The sequence below is a fragment of the Microbacterium sp. SORGH_AS_0421 genome, assembly GCF_030818635.1.
Lineage (GTDB): Bacteria > Actinomycetota > Actinomycetes > Actinomycetales > Microbacteriaceae > Microbacterium.
Genome location: NZ_JAUTAO010000001.1, coordinates 3,065,667 through 3,085,268, shown reverse-complemented (window position 1 = coordinate 3,085,268; position 19,602 = coordinate 3,065,667). Strand labels below are relative to the sequence as shown.

The following is a 19,602-nucleotide window of genomic DNA, read 5'->3' as shown; positions in this document are numbered from 1 at the left end:
GTGAGAGAGGGCGAGATTCAGGATGCCGGCCTCTCGTCGTCGCCGCCCGGCTCGAGCTCGGGGGACTCTGAGCGGTGCTCGTGGCGCGAGAGGGCCCTGCGGGCGATCGCGCCGGTTCGGCGTCCCGCCCCCGCGAGGGCGTCACCGGCACGACGAATCCCGCCGAACGCGGCCCGCTCGAGGGGCTCGGTACCGGGCCGCGGCTCGAGGTCTGCGGGAAGCATCGACGGGGGAGCGCCGAACGCGCGACGGGCATTGACCAGAACGCGACGACCCAGGATGTTGTTTCCCGCCCCGCCCACGACGGCGCCGACGCCGAAGGGGAGGGCCTTGCCGATCCACGAGGCACCGCCACGCGCGGCGAACTGACGCACGAACGTCGTCTTGAGCCGGTCGACGAGGGGGCCGACCATCGCGCGCGGCAGCGTCTTGGTCACCATCTCGCCCCAGTAACTGGAACGCGAGCCCCCACGGCCGGCGGCCTGAGAGGCCAGCTGCGAGACGAGGTCGATGCCCTCCTTGCCGAGCATCAGCGCGAGCACCAGCGCGCGGCCGCGATCGGGGTCTTCGACCACGACCCCGTGCACCTCGGCGACCGACTGCGCGTACAGAGCGGTCGCCTCGAGAAAACCCACCGTCTCGACGCCGCTGAGCGCCAGGGTGACGCCGGTCCCGATACCGGGGACGACGGCGGTCGCTCCCACCGCGGCCCCGCCGGTGGTGACGGCCGCGAGATAGCGCCGCTCGAGGATCTTCAGGATGTCGTCGACGCCGGCATCCGGATGCCGCAGACGAATGCTGCGCAGGTGCGCGAGCACCGCGGGGCGCTGGACCGACAGCACGCGATCGAGCATGCGGATGGTGCGCGGGTGCTCCTCCGACCCCACCGGGGGTAGGCCGCCCTTCCAGGGGGCGTCGTCGGGCAGGGTGTGAATGCGGTGCACCTTCTCAGCCATGCTTCCATCCTCACCCGGAGGACGGATCGGGCGGGGGTGCTTGACGGCCGCGGGGCGCGGTGCGGCGTGCACAGCCACGAAGTGCGGTTGCGAGTCGACCCCGAGAGCACCTGCGCACGTACGCGCCCGGGATGTCGAAGAGGACGTCATCCGTTCAGATGAAATGTTTTGCGGGGATCCACCGGCCTTTCGTTATCTGTGAGTGTGTGGGGCGCGCGACTGAGCGTCGGTCGGTGTCGGAGGGGGTTGGTAGTTTGGTGCGATGACAGCGTCGCTGCCGGAGCCCCCCGAAAAGTCCTCTTCAGATACCGAGGGCGCGGCGGCGAGCGCCGAAGCCGCGGTGTCACCCCCGGCCAAGCCCCGCGCGCCGCGTGCGACCACGCCGCGAGCTCCGCGGCGCCCGGCGGCGAAGGCTGCGGACGCCGATTCGGCAGAGACGCCCCAGGCGACCGCCCCGCCGCGCACCCCGCGGACGACTGCCGCGCGCGCCGCCTCGGCCGCGGAGACGACCGGCCGGACGCCCGCGGCGAAGAAAGCGACCGCGCCGAAGAAGCCCGCCGCGCCGAGGAAGCCTGCTGCTCCCCGCACGACGGCGGCGAAGGCTGCGGGGACGAAGGCGGCGGCGGCGAAGCCCGCCGCTCCCAAGAAGCCCGCGGCTCCGCGTCAGACGGCTGCGGCGAAGGCCGCGGCTGCCAAGGCGGCAGCGGAGGCGGCTGCTCTCGAGCAGTCGCGGGCCGAGGCGACCGTGAGCGCGCCGGACGTCGCCATGCCGCCGCTTCTGCCCGATGACATCGTGGTGCCGCCGCGCCCGCCGCTACCGGCTGTCGGCGCGACGACCGAGAGCGACGACGCCAATGCAGAGCCCGACCAGGCGGTCGCCGAGCCGGACGCGGTGGTCACACCGGATGCGGTGAGCTCCGCTCCGGCTGACGATTCCGCCGAGAACTCGTCCGCTGCCGGTGACGCCGAGTCGGAGACCGTTGCCGACCCGAGCCCCGCCGATGTCGCTGTCGAGGAGCCGGTCGTCGATTTGGCTCCCGCCGATGTCGCGGTCGCCGATCCGATCGTCGCCGACGTCGTCGTCGAAGAACGGGTCGCCGATACGACTCCCGCCGATGTCGCCGTCGAGGAGCCGGCCGCGCAAACCGTGGCCGACCCGACGCGGGCCGACGTCGCCGTCGAGGAGCCCGCGACTGACGCAGTAGACACGCCCCAGCAGACCGACCCGTCGTCCTCACTGGTCACGTCGTCGTCCACCGAGGTCGTCACCGAGACGCCGCTCGAGCATGACCTCCCTGCCGACTCGGCAGCTCCGGCCGCCACCCCGCCGAGCGAGGGGTCACCCGCGAGCGCCGACGGCGTGAGCGTGCAGGAAGACCCCACCCCCGCCGACGTGCGCGTCGACGAGGCCGAGCCCGCGGACTCCGAGACCGCCCCGTTCGTCGCTCCGGAGTCGACCGAGGTGCCCGAGACCACCGGCGTCGATGCGGCGGGCGCCGAAGACGACGGACAGACCGCCGTCCTCGACGCATCTCCGGCCGAGACGCTCGAGCGCGCCGTCGACCCCGAGCCCCGCTCCGAGCTGGACGAGCCCGTCACCCAGGTCGACGACGCGCTCGTACCTACCGCGGTGGATGCGCAGCCGGTCGATGCGCCCACGGCATCCGACGACGAAACCGCCGTCCCGGCTCTCGCCCTGCGCACGATCACGAAGAGCTTCGGCGAACTGCGTGCCGTGGACGCGATCGATTTGACCGTGCCCGCGGGGGCGTTCTACGGCCTGGTCGGACCGAACGGCGCCGGAAAAGACCACGACCCTGTCGATCATCGCGGGCCTCCTGCGTCCTGACCGCGGCACCGTCACGATCAACGGTGTCGACGCGGCCAAGCGCTCGCGCGAGGCCAAGAAGCTCATCGGCGTGCTGCCCGACCGGCTGCGCACCTTCGACCGGCTCACCGGCCGTCAATTGCTGTCGTATTACGGCGCGCTGCGCGGGCTGCCCGCCCCGCTGGTCGAGAGCCGCACCGCCGACCTCGCTCGTGCCTTCGACCTCGTCGAAGCGCTCTCGCGCCCGGTGTCGGACTACTCCGCCGGTATGACCAAGAAGGTCATGCTCGCGGGGGCCATGATCCACTCGCCGCGTCTGCTCGTGCTCGACGAGCCCTTCGAGGCCGTCGACCCGGTGTCGAGCGGCGTGATCCTCGACATCCTCGGCACCTACGTCGAACACGGCGGCACGGTCATCCTTTCGAGCCACGGCATGGAGCTCGTCGAGCGCGTGTGCTCACGCGTCGCCGTCATCGTGTCGGGTCAGGTGCTCGCCGAGGGCACCATCGACGAGGTGCGCGGCGAGGGAACGCTCGAACAGCGCTTCCGCGAACTCTCCGGTGGTCTCGGCGACGTGGAGGGACTCGAGTGGTTGCACACGTTCTCCGCCTGAGACTCGCCATGATGCTGGGCGCTCTCCGGGGCGACCGGCGCGAGGTCGTCCGGCGCGCCATCGGCGTCGTCATCCTCGTTGCCGCCACCATCGTGGCGGCGACGAGCGCCGCCGGTCTGGCGGATGCCAGCCCCCTCACCACCGCCGTCGTCACGGTGCTCGCGGGGTCGGCGGTGACGCTCGGCTTCGCGGTCGGTCCGCCCGTGACCGCCTCGATCGACCCCCTCGACCCGCGCCGCTTCGCCGTCGTCGGGCCCGAGCCCCGCCCCCTGGCCGGCGCGCTGCTGCTGGCCGGGTTTCTCTCCGTGCCGGTGCTGGTCGTGCTCGTCCTCGGGGTCAGCCTCGCCCTCGCGTGGGGCGCGCACGGCGCCTCGGCCTGGGCGAGTGCGGCATCGGTCGTTCTGGGGCTCGCGACCTGTGTGCTGTTCGCGCGCGTGAGCATGGCGCTCGGCGCCCTCGTGCAGCGACCGCGGCAGTCGCGCGAACTCGTCGGGGTGTATCTCATCGCCGTTCTCGTCGTCGTCGTGCCGGTGGGTGTCTTCCTCGGATCGCTGGAGTGGCGGGGGGTCGTGCCGTCGCAGCTCGCCTCGGCGGCAGAGGTGCTCGCGTGGACCCCGATCGGGGCTGCGTGGGGTATCGCCCTCGCACCGTCGGCGGGAGCGGCCGTCGGCAGCCTCGTCGTGGCCCTCGCAACCGTCGCCGCTCTGGGACTCTCCTGGTTCGCCCTCGTCAACGTCCTGCTCACCACCACCCGTCGTCCGGCCGCGGTGCGCGAGCGCGGCGGCCTCGGCTGGTTCGCGATCCTGCCGGGCACGCCGGGGGGAGCGGTCGCAGCCCGCAGTCTCTCGTACTGGTTGCGCGACCGCCGGTACATCGTCAACGTCGTCATCGTGCCGATCGCCGCCGTCGTCTCGACGGTGCCGTTGCTCGTCGCCGGCGTCCCGTTCGAGCTCGCCGTCCTGCTGCCGGTGCCGATCATGGCGCTGTTCTTCGGGTGGCTGCCGCACAACGACCTCGCGTACGACTCCACCGCGCTCTGGATGCACATCGCCAGCGGCATGCGCGGGGCTCCCGACCGCATCGGGCGTCTGGTGCCCGTGCTGCTCATCGGCATCCCGATCCTCGCCGTCACCCTGCCGCTCGCCATCGTCGCGCACGGGCGCTGGGCGATCTTCCCGGCGATGGTCGGGGTGTGCGCGGCTCTGTTCCTGGCGGGGCTGGGACTGTCGAGCATCTCCTCGGTGGTGGCGCCCTACGCGGTCTCTCGACCGGGGGACAGCCCCTTCCAGCAACCGCAGCGCACGGGCTCGGGCGGCGTCGTCGCCCAGGGGCTCGTCATGGCCGGCGCGATCGTCGCGGCCTCGCCTGCGGCATGGCTCACGTGGCGGGCGATCAACGGCGAGACCGTCGACACGGTGCTCGCGCTCTGGGTTGGTATCGGCGCCGGAGCGATCGTGCTCGTCGTCGGCGTCGCGATCGGTGCGGCTCTGTTCGAGCGCCGCGGAACGCGTCTCATGGAGTTCGCCGAAGCGACCTGACCTGGCTCGCGACCGACCCGTCAGGGCTGACCGCGGCTACACTGGCTCTCCATGAGCACGCCTCTCGACAGTCCTGACAGCGGGGGTCTCGCGACCCTGGATCGTGAGCTCGAAGAGCTCATCCGCGAAGAGAACATCGAGCCCGGTGATCACGAGCGCTTCTCCCATTACGTGAAGAAGGACAAGATCCTCGAGTCCGCCCTCAGCGGCAAGCCGGTGCGCGCCCTCTGCGGCAAGAAGTGGACGCCGGGGCGCGACCCCGAGAAGTTCCCCGTCTGCCCGCAGTGCAAAGAGATCTACGAATCCCTCATCAACTGAGGCCTTCCCGCTCCTCGTGAGGGGCCGAAAGCGCCGCCCCGGCCAGCGCTCGGCGACGCTCTCCGGCCCCTCACGCGCGTCCGCGGCGTGAAGGGCCCGTGCGCCCCGGACCCGCCGCTCAGCGCGCGCGCAGGGGCTCACCGCGTTTCGCGGTACTCCGTCGGCAGCGCCGGGTCGGCCTTGCTCAGCGCCAGGGCGCGCACGGGCAGTTCCTCACGCACGCGGGAGTGATGGGCGCGCGCGGCCTGGACTCCGGCCGAGCCGAGAGCACCGGCATCCGCCTCGCCGTGCTCCATGAGCGTCGCCTGCAGCGCACGCGCATCGGGGTGCTCGGCCGCGGTCGAGAGTTCTTCGAATCCGTCGCTGACGACGATGAGCTCCGAGGTCGCGGTGCCGGAGTCCAGGGTGCGGAACGCGGCCTTCCGCCCCCCGTGCGAGGCCTTCTGCGCGGATGCCTTGGCCACGGCCACCCACGAGCCGTCGGCGGCCTCTCGGGCCACGAGCTTGAAGACCAGCCCCGCGGTCGGGACGCCCGAGCCTGTCGCGACCGAGGTACCCACGCCGTACGAGTCGACGGGTGAGGCCGCCAGGGCGGCGAGAGCGTACTCGTCGAGGTCGCTGGTCACCGTGATGCGGGTGCTCGTGGCGCCCAGTTCATCGAGCAGCGCGCGCACCTCGCCCGCGACGATCGGCAGGTCGCCGGAGTCGATGCGCACCCCGCCCAGGTCGGTGCCGGCGACGCGGACGGCGGTCTTGACCCCCTCGGTGATGTCGTACGTGTCGATCAGCAGAGTCGTCCCGGCGCCGAGAGCGTCGATCTGCGACCGGAAGGCGTCTTCTTCGCTGTCGTGCAGCAGCGTCCAGGCGTGAGCGGCGGTGCCCATGGTCGGCACACCCCAGCGGCGACCGGCTTCGAGGTTGCTGGTGGCCGAGAACCCGGCGATGTACGCCGCGCGGGCCGCGGCGACCGCGGCCTCTTCGCTCGCACGGCGCGACCCCATCTCGGCGAGTGGTCGGTCGCCCGCGGCCACGCTCATGCGGGCGGCGGCGGTGGCGACGGCGGAGTCGTAGTTCAGGATGCTGAGTGCGAGCGTCTCGAGCAGTACGGCCTCGGCGAACGTTCCCTCGATCGTGAGCAGGGGAGACCCGGGGAAATAGACCTCGCCCTCGCGATATCCCGTCACCGACCCCGTGAAGCGGTAGTCGGCGAGGAAGTCGAGGGTTGCGCCATCGACCACCCGGTTGTCGCGGAGGAAGCGCAGTTCATCGTCGCCGAAGCGGAAGTCGCGGATCGCTTCGAGCAACCGGCCGGTCCCGGCGACCACGCCGAACCGGCGCCCGCCCGAGAGGCGGCGCCCGAACACTTCGAAGACGCACCGGCGCGAGGCCGTGCCGTCGCGGAGGGCCGCGTCGAGCATCGTGAGTTCGTAACGGTCGGTGTGCAGGGCGGTGCTGCGGCTCATGGCGCCAGCCTATTCCGGCCCCGTGGCCGTGCCCGCGCGGACTCCCGCGCTTGACAGTCGCCGCCCGGCGTACCGAACTCCTGAACTTTCGGGGGGATGCGAGCCATGGATGCCCTGGCACCGCGAACCGTCGGATTTCCTCAGGAGTTTCGCGCGCCGCGCGTCCCCCGCCACCCCCGCCCCCGGCCACCCCCGCCCCCGGCCACCCCCGCGCCGGCCACCCCCGCGCCGCGCCCGCGCCGGCCACCCCCGCGCCGCGCCCGCGCCGGCAACCAGCCCGAGCGCCCGCACCCGCGCCGCGTCGTGCGAAACTCCCGACTTTCCGACCGTGAGACGGCCGAACGGCAGCACATGGCGCCTCTTCGCCTCGTTTCTCAGGAGTTCGACACCACCCGATGTCGGAGACCAGCCCGGTCCACCCCCTCCCGATAGGCTGGAGCCCTATGAACGACGCGCCGATCGGGATCTTCGACTCAGGAGTCGGCGGACTCACCGTCGCCCGGGCCGTCTCTCAGCAGCTGCCGCGCGAGTCCATCCTCTACATCGGCGACACCGCCCGCTCGCCCTACGGCCCGAAGCCGATCGCCGATGTGCGCAAGTACTCGCTCGAGGTGCTCGACACCCTCGTCGATCAGGGCGTCAAGATGCTCGTGATCGCGTGCAACACCGCCTCGGCCGCGATGCTCCGCGACGCGCGCGAGCGCTACGACGTGCCGGTGGTCGAGGTCATCGGCCCCGCCGTCCGCACCGCGATGTCGACCACCCGCAACGGCCGCATCGGCGTGATCGGCACCGTCGGCACCATCGGCTCCCGCGCGTACCAGGACATGCTCGAGGTCAACGAGCGCCTGACGGTCTTCGCCGAGGCCTGCCCGCGCTTCGTCGAGTTCGTCGAGGCCGGGGTCACCGACTCGCCCGAAGTCCTCGCCACCGCCGAGCAGTACCTCGCGCCGCTCCGCCACGCCGGCGTGGACACCCTCGTGCTCGGCTGCACCCACTACCCGTTCCTCGAGGGCGCCATCAGCTACGTCATGGGCCCCGAGGTCAGCCTCGTCTCGAGCGACAGCGAAACCGCGAAAGACGTCTATCGCCAGCTCGTGTCGCGCGACCTTCTCGCGACACCGGATGCCGTGCCCACCGCCCGCTACGAAGCCACGGGCTCATCGGCCGACGACTTCGTGCGCCTCGCTCACCGCCTCATGGGCCGCGAGGTGCGCGAGGTGCAGCTCGTGCAGACCGGCGCCATCGACCTGCCGCGCTGAGTCGCGGCATCCATTCCCGTTCCCCTGGAGGACCCATGACCCGCAAAGACGGTCGCACCAACGATCAGCTCCGTCCCGTCACCATCGAGCGTGGCTGGTCGGCTCACGCCGAGGGCTCGGCCCTCGTCACGTTCGGCGGCACCAAGGTGCTGTGCACCGCGTCGTTCACGAACGGCGTTCCGCGCTGGCTGACCGGCAAGGGCAAGGGTTGGGTCACGGCGGAGTACGCGATGCTGCCGCGCGCGACGAACAGCCGCAACGACCGCGAGTCGATCAAGGGCAAGGTCGGCGGGCGCACGCACGAGATCTCGCGCCTGATCGGCCGTGCCTTGCGTGCGGTGGTCGACACGAAGGCGCTGGGCGAGAACACCATCGTCATCGACTGCGATGTGCTGCAGGCCGACGGCGGCACGCGCACCGCGGCGATCACCGGTGCCTACGTCGCCCTGGCGGATGCCATCGCCTGGGGACGCGAGAAGAAGTTCATCGGTCAGCGTGCCGAGGTGCTGCGTGACTCGGTCGCCGCGGTGTCGGTGGGCATCATCGACGGCGAGCCGATGCTCGACCTGGCGTACGTCGAGGACGTGCGCGCCGAGACCGACATGAACGTCGTCGTCACCGGTCGCGGTCTGTTCGTCGAGGTGCAGGGGACGGCCGAGGGCGCGCCGTTCGACAAGCGCGAGCTCGATCAGCTGCTCGAGCTGGGCGTGAACGGCTGCGCCGAGCTGCGCGGCATCCAGGTCTCGACGCTCGAGGGCTGAGATGGCTCGCATCGTCCTGGCCACGCACAATCCGCACAAGGTCGAGGAGTTCCAGGCGATCGTCGCCGAGGTGCGCCCCGACCTCGAGGTCATGGGGTACGACGGCCCGGAGCCGGTCGAAGACGGCGTGACGTTCGCGGCGAACGCGCTGATTAAGGCGCGCGCGGCGGCGGCGCACACAGGTCTGCCGGCTCTGGCCGACGACTCCGGCGTGGCCGTCGACGTACTGGGCGGTTCGCCGGGGGTGTTCTCGGCCTACTGGGCGGGGCACAAGAAAGACGCCACGGCGAACCTCGAGCTGCTGCTCGACCAGCTCTCGGACGTCGCCGACCCGCACCGCACGGCGCAGTTCGTCTCGGTCATCGCGCTCGTGCATCCCGATGGCACCGAGCAGACGGTCGAGGGCCGCTGGCCCGGCCGCCTCGCCACGGCCCCGGCCGGTCCCGGCGGCTTCGGCTACGACCCGGTCTTCATCCCCGACGGCCAGCCCGCGGGGCGGGAGCGCACGGTCGGTGAGTGGTCCGCGGCCGAGAAGAACGCCGAGTCGCACCGGGCCCGCGCGTTCCGGGAGTTGGCGCCGCTGTTGGAGACGCTCTGATCTCATCTGGATGGGCGAGGCGTCGGAGGGACCCTCGTGAGGGCCGGAGCGAGAGACGATGTGCCGACTGGTCGGTTCCGCCGGTGTCGGACGTCCGCACTATCTTCCTCGCATGGACGTCCTGCTCTGGACCGGTTGGCTCTGCACGCTGATCGTTCTGTTCTTCATCGTCGCCATCGGCGTCTTCGGTTCCTTCGCGCTCAAGGCTCCTCACTGGGAACGCGAGTTTCAAGCTCTCGCGCGATACGACTGGATGCGACGTGGTCTGACGGACCGAGTGCAGTCGGAATCGGAGCAGTTGCAGATGCGGCGCTTCATCGGAGACGGGCAGGTGGCGGAAGCACCTGACCCTGCTGAGAGAACGCGGATTGTTCGCACCATCGGCGTCCTCGTGGGGGAGGACGACCACGAGACCCTGCAGGCTCAACTCGATGCGCGCAGCCAGGTGCTTCTTGAAGCGGCGTTGACAGGCGTGTTCGCATCGGTGGCGAACATTGCGAACCTCGATCTCGCGAGCAGGGTCTGGGCGTTTCGCCGGAAATTCGCCTTGGCCGTCGTTCTTTGGCGCGGCTTGGTGTGGTTCGCGCCTCGTTGTTTCAAGAGCGTTTCCCAGGTGGCCGAACGCTACCTGCTCGTCGCGACGATCCTGGGCATCACAGGCGGGCTGCTCGCCTGGGGGTTCACGCACAGATTGACCGACTCAGGCGAGGCAGGTGTCGCCTGGATGTCTTTCGTGGGTGTGGTGGTGACTGTCAGCACGGTTGTCGCACTCGTTCTCGCCCTCGGCCGACGGTTCTGGAAGGTCGCTGTGACCGTGATCGGTCCGACCAGCACATGGACGACGAGAGGGATCGTGACCGCAGGTCTTGCACTAACCCTCCCGCTAGCGCTGATCACGCTGAACCAGACGGGAGTGCTGCAGCAGTGGCAGCTCGACGCGAACAGCTTCGCCACGACGCATCTGACAGACACCGCCGCTGGTCGCTGGATTGGTGGGATGCTCTTCGTTGCGATCGTCGGATTCGTCGCGCTCAGGGCTCTCCGGCGCGCAGCCATCCGAAGGACGAAGACGATGGACCGCGTAGGGGCGCTGGGCGGGGCAGTCGTAATGATCCTCTTTTGTGTTCTCGTGTTCCTGTTCCTCTTCGGAGTGTCGAGCGAGGTCGCGCTTCCCGTGATCTACGTCATTGCTATTGCTCTCATCCTCTGCGGTGCCGGGCAGGCAGTTCTCGATGTGGTCGGCTGGGTCGTGAAGTACCGCGCGCTACGCGATGCGGGGGTCGACGTGCGGAGAGGATGGTTCCGGTGGTGGATCTTGTGGACGTGGATGGGTTTGGCCGCGGTCGTAGTGGCGTCCACCTCCGTTCCGCCGGTCTTCTTGAGAGCGTTGCAGGCCACGCCGTACGCGGTTCCGTGGGTCATCTCGTCGGTTCTGGTCACGTGCGCTCTCGCTCTGTCCTTCTGGCCCGGCGTCTTCACCGTTGCGCGCTTCGTGATGAGGGTGCATAACACCCACGCTCGATACGAGTTCGAGGTGAGCAAGGCGCGCTTCGAGGCCTCGTTGAGTACCTGGGCTGACGGGGCCAGAGATCCGTCCAGGCACTGTCGTTCGATGTGACGAGTCCGCTCGCAACGCTGCCGACGGCGGGACCAACCCCGTCCGCGTGCACCTTCTCGGCGAGACCGACACCGGTTCTCATTCCCGACTTGGCCGAACCACCGCGGCGGAGCCTGTGCCCGTTCTAGCCTGGAACTATGCACGATCACGCGCCCTCCGGCGGCATCCGAGATGCCAGCAATCGGCGCCTGCTCGCGACCGCCCTGGCCCTGACGGCCACGGTGATGCTCGTGCAGATCGTCGGGGCTGTCCTGACCGGCTCGCTCGCCCTGCTCGCCGACGCCGCGCACATGTTCACCGACGCGGCCGCTCTGGTGGTCGCGCTCATCGCCACCGCGATCGCCGCGCGCCCGGCCGATGATCGTCGCACCTTCGGGTACCAGCGTGCCGAGGTGCTGGGGGCCCTCGCCAACGGCGTGATCCTCATCGTGCTGTGCGCGTGGGTCGGCGTCGAGGCGGTGCAACGTCTGCTCGCCCCGGCCGAGACCGAGGTGCAGGGCGGACTGATGCTGGTGGTGGCCACCGTCGGCATGATCGCCAACGCCGTGTCGATGTTCCTGCTCTCTCGCGCGCAGAAGCGCAGCATCAACGTGCGCGGCGCCTATCTCGAGGTGCTGGGCGATCTCGTCGGATCGATCGCGGTGATCATCGCGGCCCTTGTCATCGTGACGACGGGATTCATGCAGGCGGATGCCATCGCCTCGCTGCTGATCGCGGTGCTCATCGTCCCGAGGGCGATCGGTCTGCTGCGCGAGGTCGTCGTGGTGCTGACGGAGTCGGCCCCGGTGGGGGTGCACGTGGCCGAGATCCGCGAGCACCTGCGCGAGGCCGACGGGGTGGTCGACGTGCACGACGTGCACGTGTGGCAGCTCACACGCGGAGCGCCGGTGTTCAGCGCTCACGTGATCGTGGAAGATGCCGCGCTCGCCGATGGGCGCGCCGCCGCGATCCTCGCTTCGCTCCAGACGTGTCTCGCCGACCATTTCGACGTCGAGCATTCCACTTTTCAGCTGGAGCCCGCGGGGCACGTGGAGCACGATTCGCGTCACGCGTGAATGTCGGTGCCGTCCGGTAGCCTTCGGACAGGCACCCGCACCCCCGGAAGGTTCCTCATGTTCTCGTCACTCGTCATCGACCATTGGCTGCCGTCTCCCGCGAGCGCGTTCTCTGATGACGACGCGGTCGTCGTCGTCGATCCGGAGGCGCCCGAGAACCGGTCCGTCTCGATCCTGCGCATCGGCGACGGGGCGACGGTCGTCTCGCTGAGCCCCGAGCGAGCGGATCAGCTCGGTGTGTCCGACGGAGAACGTCTCGCCGCCGATGAGGTTCTGGAGCGCATCGACGCGGCGGGCATCGCGCTGAACGACCTCGACCACCTCTTCTACCTTCCGGTCGAAGAGCATGCCAACGTCACCGCACCCGAGCCGCAGGCGAACACGCGCCGGCTGACGGCTGAAGACGCCGACGCCTTCGCCGCCCTCGTCGCGGCGGCGCCCGAAGACGAGCTCGACGAAGCGTTCGTCGAGCTCGATCACTGGCTCGTGTTCGGCACGTTCGTCGACGGCACGCTGGCTGCTGCGGCGAGCATGTATCCCTGGAGGGGCACGCGCCTCGCCGACCTCGGCGTGATCACTCTTCCGGAGTTCCGCGGCCGCGGCCTGGCGAGGGCGACTGTGCTGGCGATGGCCGCCGATGCGCTGGAGCGCGGCTACGAGCCGCAGTACCGGTGTCAGCTCGACAACGCCCCGTCGGTGGCTCTCGCGCTGGCATCCGGATTCCGCCGTTTCGGCGAGTGGATCGTCGTCGACGACTGAACGGCATCACGGCGTTCAGTTCTCGCGCACGACCTCCGCGGGCGACTTGTCGGGGCGGAGGCCGCGCCACCGCGCCTGGCGGAGGATCCCGCCGGGGGTGAACTCCGCGAACTCGACCTCTGCCACCAGGCTGGGGTGCACCCACAGGGCGTCGCGCGCGTCGGCGGCCGGCACACCGACGAAGGGGTTCGCATCGGCGCGTAGCGGCTCGAGCGCCTTCGTCAGTCGGGCGAGGGTCTGCTCGCCGAACCCGGAGCCCACCCGCCCCGCGTACTGCAGTCCGCCCGCCGTGGGCACCCCCACCAGCAGCGAACCGATCGTGCCGGAACGGTTTCCTCTACCGGGTCGGATCCCGCCGATCACGACCTCCTGCGTACGCGAGTGCTTGACCTTCAGCCACCGCTCGGATCGCACCCCGCGGCGGTAGGTCGAGCCCGGGTCCTTCACGACGACGCCCTCGAGCCCGAACCGGCCGCTCGTGGAGACCGCGGCATCCACGTCGTCGAACACGGGAGGCACGACGACCGGACCCCCGGCCTCGGCGGCCAGCTCCTCGAGCACGTCGCGCCGCTCCGACAGGGGGAGGGATGCCACATCCCGCCCACCCGCCGACAGCACATCGAAGAGGTAGAGGTGAACGGGGGTTCGCTCGGCCTCGCGGGCGATCTCGCGCGCCTTCGCGAGGTTCATGCGCCTCTGCAGAAGCGGAAAGCTCGGCCGTCCCTGCTCGTCGAGCGCGACGATCTCTCCGTCGAAGACGGCCGGGTCGGGACCGAGACCCAGGTCGACGCTCGTGAGCTCGGGGTAGGCGTCCGTCAGGTCGTTGCCGTTGCGCGATCGAAGGCGCAGCCGTTCGCCGTCCCAGGTTCCCAGACCCCGGATGCCGTCCCACTTCATCTCGACCCAGGGCGTGCCGCCCCAGCGCTCGGCGGCGGCGCGGGCGATCCCCGGCGTCGCGGAGGTGGCGAGCATGGGCTCGATGTCGCCGTCCCTGTCGACGCTCGGTGGGACCTCGGTCGATGCAGGGGGATCAGCGGAGCCGTGGTCCAGGGCCACCACGGGGGCTCCGCCGCTCTGCGGTCGGCCCGCGGCATCCGTCTTCATGCGGTGCAGCAGCCACTGCGATCTCTCACCCTGCCCCTCGGTGCGGATGAGGGCGAGTCGCACGCGGCCGAGCGGTCCGTCGGTTCTGCCCTCGAGGGTGGCGATGACCTCGTCGTCGCGCCACTTCTCGAGCTCGTACGTACCGGTGTCCCAGACCGTCATGGTGCCCGCGCCGTACTCACCGCGGGGGATCTCGCCGGCGAAGTCGAGGTATTGCAGCGGGTGGTCCTCGGTCATGACGGCGAGGCTGTTCTTCGCTGTGGTGGGCGGCACACCCCGGGGGACGGCCCAGCTGACGAGCACGCCGTCGCGTTCGAGGCGGAGGTCCCAGTGCAGACGTGAGGCGTGGTGCTCTTGGATGACGAACCGGGGGAGCCCCTCGGCGGCGGGCGCGCCGTGGGGAGCCTCGGGCACCGGCTCGGGGGTCTTTCCGGCTGTGCGCTTCGCGATGTAGGCGCGCAGGGGCCCGTGCGCCGCGTCGACCGAGGCGAGCGGGTCTTCGGTTCTCCCGAGGACCTCGGTGAACAACAGGTGTCGGAGGTCGGGGTCGTCCAGCTCGTCCCAGGTGCGCGGGGCGGCGACGTAGGGGCGCGGGCGGCCGCGCAGCGAGTACGGCGCGATCGTCGTCTTCGAGCCGTTGTTCTGACTCCAGTCGATGAACACCTTGCCGGGGCGTGCAGCCTTCGACATCTGGCTGACGACGAGGTCGGGGTGATCGGCCTCGATCGCGCGCGCGAGCTCTTTCGCGACGACGCTGACCGCGTCGCTGGACTGGCGCCCGTCGAGGCGGGCGTACAGATGGATGCCCTTGCTCCCACTCGTCACGGGCAACGGGTCGAGCCCCATGCCTTGCAGGATCGCGCGCGCCCACCGCGCGACCTCGGCACACTCGGCCAAGCCCACGCCCGGACCGGGGTCGAGATCGAGCACGAGGCGGTCGGGGTTCTGCCTCTCGCCGTCGCTCGAGAAACGCCACTGCGGCACGTGCAACTCGAGGCTGGCGACCTGCGCGAAGTAGACGAGGGCGGGGAGGTCGTCGACGAGCGGGTAGTCCTTGGCGCCCGAGGAGTGGTCGATCGGAAAGCGCCGTACCCATGCCGGAGCACCGGGCTCGAGGGCCTTGGCGAAGAACGGTTCGCCGGGGTCGGCATCCGTGCCCACTCCGTCGGGCCAGCGCTTGCGCGTGAGCGGGCGGTCGGCGACGTGCGGGAGGAGCAGGGGAGCGATCCGCGAGTAGTAGTCGATCACCTCGCCCTTTGTGGTGCCGGTCTCGGGGTAGAGCACCTTGTCGAGGTTCGACAGGCGCAGGCGACGACCGCCGATGCGCACCGTCTGCTCCGTCATCGCCCCAGCGTAGAGCGGAGGGGGAGAGGGATGCCGAGGGGGTTGCGGCGAACTCGGGGTTCCGGTGGCTTCGAGACGCTCAGCCACCCGGGGGCCAGGTCCGAGGTCTGCTCGAGGGGGCCGGACACGTTCGCGCGCAAGGGTCTCGGCATCCACCGCTCTCCCGGTGTTCACTGGGCACATGCGATCGATCTGGAAGGGCGCCCTGACGTTCGGCCTCGTCAACGTGCCCGTCAAGGTGTACTCGGCGACCGAGGACCACGACGTCTCGTTGCATCAGGTGCACAACAAGGACGGCGGCCGCATCCGGTATCAGCGCGTCTGCGAGGTGGACGGCGAGGTCGTGCCGTACCAGGACATCGACAAGGCTTACGACGACGGCGAGCAGACGGTCGTGCTGACCAAGGACGATCTGGCGTCGCTGCCGAGCGAGCGCAGCCGGGAGATCGAGGTCGTGGAGTTCGTGCCGAGCGACCAGGTCGACCTGCTGACGCTCGACAAGGCGTACTACCTCGAGCCCGACTCGTCGTCGCCCAAGGCGTACGTGCTGCTGCGCAAGACCCTCGAGCAGACCGACCGCACGGCGATCGTGCGGTTCTCGCTACGACAGAAGACCCGGCTGGCGGCTCTTCGCGTCCGCGGGGACGTGCTGGTGCTGCAGACGCTGCTCTGGGCCGACGAGGTGCGCGAGGCGGCTTTCCCGGCTCTCGATGAGAGTGTGCGCATCTCGGCGAAGGAGCTCGAGATGTCGGCGTCTCTCGTCGAGAGCTTCTCGAAGGACTTCGAGCCTGAGGAGTTCACCGACGCGTACCAGGAGGAGCTGCGCACCCTGATCGACGCGAAGCTCGAGCAGGGCGATGCGATCGATACCGACGCCACCTTCGGAAAGCAGGAAGAGGAGGACGGCGGCGAGGTCATCGATCTGATGGAGGCGCTGCGGGCGAGCGTGGAGCGCAGCCGGGCGGCACGATCGGGCACTGCGGCCACCGACGGCACCACAGTAAAGAAGAAGGCCGCCGGCACGAAGCCGGCGGCCAAGAAGAAGAACTCGAAGGCGTCTTAGCGAGCGGGCTGATCGCCGTCTTCGAGGGTCTTCGGGTCGAGGGTGAGCGACTTGGCCTCGGCCGCGGTGACGGCGCCCTCGCGCTTGGCGGCGGCGCGCTCACGGAAGTAGTGGATCGCGATGAAGATCACGGTGCCGGCGACGGCGGCGAGCAGGATGACGTCGATGTACTCGGTCACGATGTCGCGGACGAACGGGATGTAGCCCACCAGGTAACCCAGCATCGTCAAGCCGATGCCCCAGATGATCGCGCCGATCAGGTTGTACAGCGAATACTTGCGCCACGGCATGTGACCGACACCGGCGGCAATCGGCGCGAAGGTGCGCACCACGGGCACGAAGCGCGCCAGGATCACGGTCAGTCCGCCGAAGCGCTCGAAGAACGCGTTCGTGCGTTCGACGTTCTTCTTGCTGAACAACCCGGACTCTTTGCGCTCGAAGATCGAAGGCCCGGCCTTATGGCCGATGAGGTAGCCCACCTCACCGCCGATGAATGCCGCGACACCGATCGCGAGAGCTACCCACCAGGCGTTGATCCCGAAGACGCCGTGCGGAGCCGCGTCGGTGGAGTGCGACAGCAGACCCGCCATGATCAGCAGGGTGTCGCCCGGCAGCAGGAAGCCGATCAGCAGACCGGTCTCGGCGAAGATGATGAAGCAGACGACCAGCAGCGCCCAGGGCTGGGAGTTGGTGATGATCGTCGCGGGGTCGAGCCACGGGAGCAGCGCGCTGGTGGTGTGGATCACATCGGTCCCGTCGGGTCGGAATGTCGGTGCAGGGGATGACTACTACCGTGCGGAAGGGGGGACTTGAACCCCCACGCCCGAAGGCACAGGAACCTAAATCCTGCGTGTCTACCGATTTCACCACTCCCGCGAGTCTGATCATTGTAGGCGGGTGGAGTGCGCGCACGTTGTGAAGCCGCCGTCAACCCCGGGAGTCGTCCCCCCTCGCCGACGCGCCGCGGGGAATGCTGAACGACATGGCATCCGTTCTCTCCTTCATGAAAGCGATCACGTACTCCCAGCCCGGTGACTCCTCCGTCCTCTCGCTCGAGGACCGCCCGTTGCCCGAACCCGCCGCGGGAGAGGTGCGCGTACGCCTGACCGTGTCGGGGGTGAACCCGACCGACTGGAAGGCCCGCGCCACCACCGGCCGCCCGCTTCCCTTCGACGAGGTCACGCCCAACCAGGACGGAGCGGGAGTGGTGGATGCCGTCGGCGAGGGCGTCGACGTCCTGTCGGTCGGTCAGCGGGTGTGGGTGTATCTCGCGGCCCACCAGCGCCCGTTCGGCACGGCGGCGGAGTACACGGTCCTCCCCGCGTCGCGGGCCGTGCCGCTGCCCGACATCGCATCGTTCGAGCTCGGCGCGAGCCTCGGCGTTCCGGCGATGACCGCCCACCGCGCCCTCACCGTGCACGAGGACGGCCCCTCGCGCCTCGCTCCCGGGGCGCTCGCCGGACGCACCGTCCTGGTGCAGGGCGGTGCCGGAGCCGTGGGGCACGCCGCCATTCAGCTCGCCGCTTGGGCCGGAGCCACGGTCATCGCCACCGTTAGCAGCGACGAGAAAGAGGCACTGGCCCGTTCTGCCGGCGCCCACCACGTGCTGCAGTACCCGAGCGAGTCGCTGGCCGCCGACATCCGGGAACTCGCGCCGAAGGGTGTCGAGCACATCGTCGAGGTCGCCATCGCCGACAACGCCGGTCTCGATGTCGAGGTCGTCGCCAATCACGGAACGATCGGGTACTACGCCGACAACGGCGGGGCGGAGTTCACGGCCCGCGTGCGCGAGAGCTTCGCCAAGAACGTGCGCTGGCAGGGACTGCTGCTGTACACCGTGGGGGAGCGGGCGCTGCTCGCCGCCGCCGAGGACGTGGCCGCGGCCGTCGCCGACGGGGCGCTTCCGGTCGGGCACGACGCCGGGCTGCCGCTCACGTGGTTCGCGCTCGATGAGACCGCCGCCGCGCACGACGCCGTCGAGCAGGGTGCGCTCGGGAAGGTGCTGATCCGCGTCGCGGAGTGAGCCCGAGGGCGGCGTCCTCGAGGGGGCGCCGCCCTAACGGGTACGAGGCACGTACCGCGGGACCCAGCGGATGAAGCCGGCCGCACCCAGGACGGCGATGAGGCCCATCGCGCCGACACCGACCGACAACGATGCGACGGCGGTCAGGGCGGAGACGATCAACGGGGCCACAGCTCCGCCGGCATCCGTCAACGTCCTCCACGAACCCAGGAACGCTGCGGGGTCGCTGGGCGGAGCCACATCGGCGCCGAGAGTGAGCAGGATGCCGCTCGACAGGCCGTTGCCGACCCCCAGGACCGCGGCGAACATCGCGTACCACATGGCCGCCGACGACAGTTCGTGCGTGACCGACAGGGCGAAGAACCCCGCACCCATGAGGACCATGGCGGGAAGGGCCGCCCAGAGGCGCCCGAAGCGGTCCATCACCTGGCCGCTGGCGTAGAACAGGGCGAAATCGATCGCTCCCGAGACCCCGACGACCACCGCGATCGTTCCGGCATCCAATCCGAGCGAGACGCCCCACAGGGGCAGCACCACCTGACGAGCCGAGCGCACGGCCGACAGCGACGAGGCGGCGAGTCCCAGACGCGCGAGCACCCCGCGGTACCGCCACATCGTGCGGAACACGCCGACCCTCTCCACGGTCGGGATGGAGCCGGTGACGGGCTCGCCGGTGTCCTCTGCGTCGCGGGAGTCGCCCGCGTCTCGCCGGGTGGCAGACCCCGCCCCCACCGGGACGGCCTTCTCGGGGTCGGGACCGAAGAAAACCAGCAGGATCGTGGCGATCTGGCAGACGGCGAAGAAGACGATGGATGCCGTCTCGGTGCCGAACACCGCCAAGAGGGCCGCCGAGATGAACGGACCGACGAACATGCCCAGGCGGAACGTGCCGCCCAGCAGCGACAGTGCCCGGGCGCGGAAGGTGAGCGGGACCCGCGTGGTCATGAACGAGTGGCGGGCCAAGGCGAAGGACGCGGCGCAGAAGCCGATGAGGAACACCGCCCCGGTGAAGAACGCCAACGACTGGGCGAGGACGATTCCCACCAGACCGGCCAGGACGACGATGCCGGCGACGCCCATCGTCACGCGCTCGCCGAAGCGGGCCACGGCCCACCCGGCGGGGATGTTGCCGCAGAGCTGCCCGACGACCAGCGCGGCGGCGACGAGAGCGGCCACCGCGACGTCGGCGCCGAGGCGGTCGGCGATGACGGGGATGAGGGGGATCACGGCGCCTTCGCCCACGGCGAAGAGCAGCGTGGGGCCGTAGATCATCGGTGCGAAGCGCACCAGCACGTTCCG

At 70.1% G+C, this 19,602-nt stretch carries 17 protein-coding genes and 1 tRNA gene; 12 read left to right on the top strand and 6 right to left on the bottom strand.

What is annotated here, in order from left to right; genetic code table 11:
- Window positions 1-17 precede the first annotated feature (17 nt).
- Window positions 18-956, bottom strand: a complete 939-nt coding sequence (locus QE416_RS14790; protein WP_307317298.1) for a hypothetical protein — start codon at window positions 954-956, stop codon at window positions 18-20.
- A gap of 262 nt (window positions 957-1,218) precedes the next feature.
- Between QE416_RS14790 and QE416_RS14785 the strand changes: the two genes are divergently transcribed.
- Genes QE416_RS14785 through QE416_RS14770 form a run of 4 tightly spaced genes read left to right on the top strand, consistent with a single transcriptional unit; the run spans window position 1,219 to window position 5,253 of the window.
- Window positions 1,219-2,805, top strand: a complete 1,587-nt coding sequence (locus QE416_RS14785) for a hypothetical protein (protein ID WP_307317296.1) — start codon at window positions 1,219-1,221, stop codon at window positions 2,803-2,805.
- Window positions 2,774-3,397 (top strand): ABC transporter ATP-binding protein, encoded by a 624-nt coding sequence (locus tag QE416_RS14780; RefSeq protein ID WP_307317965.1) that lies wholly within the window; start codon window positions 2,774-2,776, stop codon window positions 3,395-3,397. Before QE416_RS14785 ends, QE416_RS14780 begins: the two co-directional genes overlap by 32 nt.
- A gap of 11 nt (window positions 3,398-3,408) precedes the next feature.
- Window positions 3,409-4,935, top strand: a complete 1,527-nt coding sequence (locus QE416_RS14775) for a hypothetical protein (RefSeq protein WP_307317293.1) — start codon at window positions 3,409-3,411, stop codon at window positions 4,933-4,935.
- A gap of 51 nt (window positions 4,936-4,986) precedes the next feature.
- Window positions 4,987-5,253, top strand: coding sequence for a DUF3039 domain-containing protein (locus QE416_RS14770; protein ID WP_056230575.1), 267 nt, complete (start codon window positions 4,987-4,989; stop codon window positions 5,251-5,253).
- Window positions 5,254-5,390: 137 nt separating this feature from the next.
- Here the strand turns inward: QE416_RS14770 and QE416_RS14765 are convergent, their stop codons facing one another.
- Window positions 5,391-6,716, bottom strand: coding sequence for a nicotinate phosphoribosyltransferase (locus QE416_RS14765; RefSeq protein ID WP_307317289.1), 1,326 nt, complete (start codon window positions 6,714-6,716; stop codon window positions 5,391-5,393).
- Between the two features lie 443 nt (window positions 6,717-7,159).
- Between QE416_RS14765 and murI the strand changes: the two genes are divergently transcribed.
- The 6 genes from murI to QE416_RS14735 all read left to right on the top strand — a co-directional run bounded on the left by murI (window position 7,160) and on the right by QE416_RS14735 (window position 12,769).
- A complete protein-coding gene (gene murI, locus QE416_RS14760; protein WP_307317287.1) occupies window positions 7,160-7,978 on the top strand; it encodes a glutamate racemase in 819 nt (272 codons plus the stop codon).
- A 35-nt stretch (window positions 7,979-8,013) separates the two neighbouring features.
- On the top strand, window positions 8,014-8,739 hold the full coding sequence (gene rph / locus QE416_RS14755; protein ID WP_210074494.1) for a ribonuclease PH: 726 nt from the start codon (window positions 8,014-8,016) through the stop codon (window positions 8,737-8,739).
- Window position 8,740: 1 nt separating this feature from the next.
- Window positions 8,741-9,337, top strand: coding sequence for an RdgB/HAM1 family non-canonical purine NTP pyrophosphatase (gene rdgB / locus QE416_RS14750; RefSeq protein WP_307317285.1), 597 nt, complete (start codon window positions 8,741-8,743; stop codon window positions 9,335-9,337).
- Between the two features lie 112 nt (window positions 9,338-9,449).
- Entirely contained in the window at window positions 9,450-10,955 is a 1,506-nt protein-coding gene (locus tag QE416_RS14745) for a hypothetical protein (protein WP_307317283.1), read from the top strand.
- A gap of 137 nt (window positions 10,956-11,092) precedes the next feature.
- Entirely contained in the window at window positions 11,093-12,010 is a 918-nt protein-coding gene (locus QE416_RS14740; protein WP_210074498.1) for a cation diffusion facilitator family transporter, read from the top strand.
- A gap of 57 nt (window positions 12,011-12,067) precedes the next feature.
- Entirely contained in the window at window positions 12,068-12,769 is a 702-nt protein-coding gene (locus QE416_RS14735; RefSeq protein WP_307317274.1) for a GNAT family N-acetyltransferase, read from the top strand.
- 15 nt (window positions 12,770-12,784) lie between these two features.
- Here the strand turns inward: QE416_RS14735 and QE416_RS14730 are convergent, their stop codons facing one another.
- Window positions 12,785-15,217, bottom strand: coding sequence for an ATP-dependent DNA ligase (locus tag QE416_RS14730; RefSeq protein ID WP_307317272.1), 2,433 nt, complete (start codon window positions 15,215-15,217; stop codon window positions 12,785-12,787).
- Between the two features lie 181 nt (window positions 15,218-15,398).
- Between QE416_RS14730 and QE416_RS14725 the strand changes: the two genes are divergently transcribed.
- Window positions 15,399-16,280, top strand: coding sequence for a Ku protein (locus tag QE416_RS14725; RefSeq protein ID WP_307317271.1), 882 nt, complete (start codon window positions 15,399-15,401; stop codon window positions 16,278-16,280).
- Here QE416_RS14725 and QE416_RS14720 read toward each other — a convergent pair.
- Together QE416_RS14720 and QE416_RS14715 are read right to left on the bottom strand one after the other, a co-directional pair.
- Window positions 16,277-17,026, bottom strand: a complete 750-nt coding sequence (locus QE416_RS14720; protein WP_307317269.1) for a DedA family protein — start codon at window positions 17,024-17,026, stop codon at window positions 16,277-16,279. The two genes, QE416_RS14725 and QE416_RS14720, sit on opposite strands and share 4 nt — an antisense overlap.
- 48 nt (window positions 17,027-17,074) lie before the next feature.
- A tRNA-Leu gene (locus tag QE416_RS14715) sits at window positions 17,075-17,156 on the bottom strand.
- 127 nt (window positions 17,157-17,283) lie between these two features.
- On the opposite strand from QE416_RS14715, the gene QE416_RS14710 reads away from it, so the two are divergent.
- Window positions 17,284-18,303, top strand: a complete 1,020-nt coding sequence (locus QE416_RS14710; protein ID WP_307317964.1) for an NADPH:quinone reductase — start codon at window positions 17,284-17,286, stop codon at window positions 18,301-18,303.
- Between the two features lie 33 nt (window positions 18,304-18,336).
- On the opposite strand, the gene QE416_RS14705 is transcribed toward QE416_RS14710, so the two are convergent.
- The gene (locus QE416_RS14705) at window positions 18,337-19,575 is read right to left on the bottom strand and encodes an MFS transporter (RefSeq protein ID WP_307317963.1); all 1,239 of its coding nucleotides are present in this window, start codon (window positions 19,573-19,575) and stop codon (window positions 18,337-18,339) included.
- Window positions 19,576-19,602 lie beyond the last annotated feature (27 nt).

Coding starts and splice junctions, on each gene's coding strand:
- QE416_RS14770 (WP_056230575.1), top strand. CDS start 4,987: ATGAGCACGCCTCTCGACAGTCCTGACAGCGGGGGTCTCGCGACCCTG.
- rph (WP_210074494.1), top strand. CDS start 8,014: ATGACCCGCAAAGACGGTCGCACCAACGATCAGCTCCGTCCCGTCACC.
- QE416_RS14745 (WP_307317283.1), top strand. CDS start 9,450: ATGGACGTCCTGCTCTGGACCGGTTGGCTCTGCACGCTGATCGTTCTG.
- murI (WP_307317287.1), top strand. CDS start 7,160: ATGAACGACGCGCCGATCGGGATCTTCGACTCAGGAGTCGGCGGACTC.
- QE416_RS14705 (WP_307317963.1), bottom strand. CDS start 19,575: ATGATCTACGGCCCCACGCTGCTCTTCGCCGTGGGCGAAGGCGCCGTG.
- QE416_RS14785 (WP_307317296.1), top strand. CDS start 1,219: ATGACAGCGTCGCTGCCGGAGCCCCCCGAAAAGTCCTCTTCAGATACC.
- QE416_RS14790 (WP_307317298.1), bottom strand. CDS start 956: ATGGCTGAGAAGGTGCACCGCATTCACACCCTGCCCGACGACGCCCCC.
- QE416_RS14735 (WP_307317274.1), top strand. CDS start 12,068: ATGTTCTCGTCACTCGTCATCGACCATTGGCTGCCGTCTCCCGCGAGC.
- QE416_RS14775 (WP_307317293.1), top strand. CDS start 3,409: ATGCTGGGCGCTCTCCGGGGCGACCGGCGCGAGGTCGTCCGGCGCGCC.
- QE416_RS14725 (WP_307317271.1), top strand. CDS start 15,399: ATGCGATCGATCTGGAAGGGCGCCCTGACGTTCGGCCTCGTCAACGTG.
- QE416_RS14740 (WP_210074498.1), top strand. CDS start 11,093: ATGCACGATCACGCGCCCTCCGGCGGCATCCGAGATGCCAGCAATCGG.
- QE416_RS14730 (WP_307317272.1), bottom strand. CDS start 15,217: ATGACGGAGCAGACGGTGCGCATCGGCGGTCGTCGCCTGCGCCTGTCG.
- QE416_RS14765 (WP_307317289.1), bottom strand. CDS start 6,716: ATGAGCCGCAGCACCGCCCTGCACACCGACCGTTACGAACTCACGATG.
- rdgB (WP_307317285.1), top strand. CDS start 8,741: ATGGCTCGCATCGTCCTGGCCACGCACAATCCGCACAAGGTCGAGGAG.
- QE416_RS14710 (WP_307317964.1), top strand. CDS start 17,284: ATGAAAGCGATCACGTACTCCCAGCCCGGTGACTCCTCCGTCCTCTCG.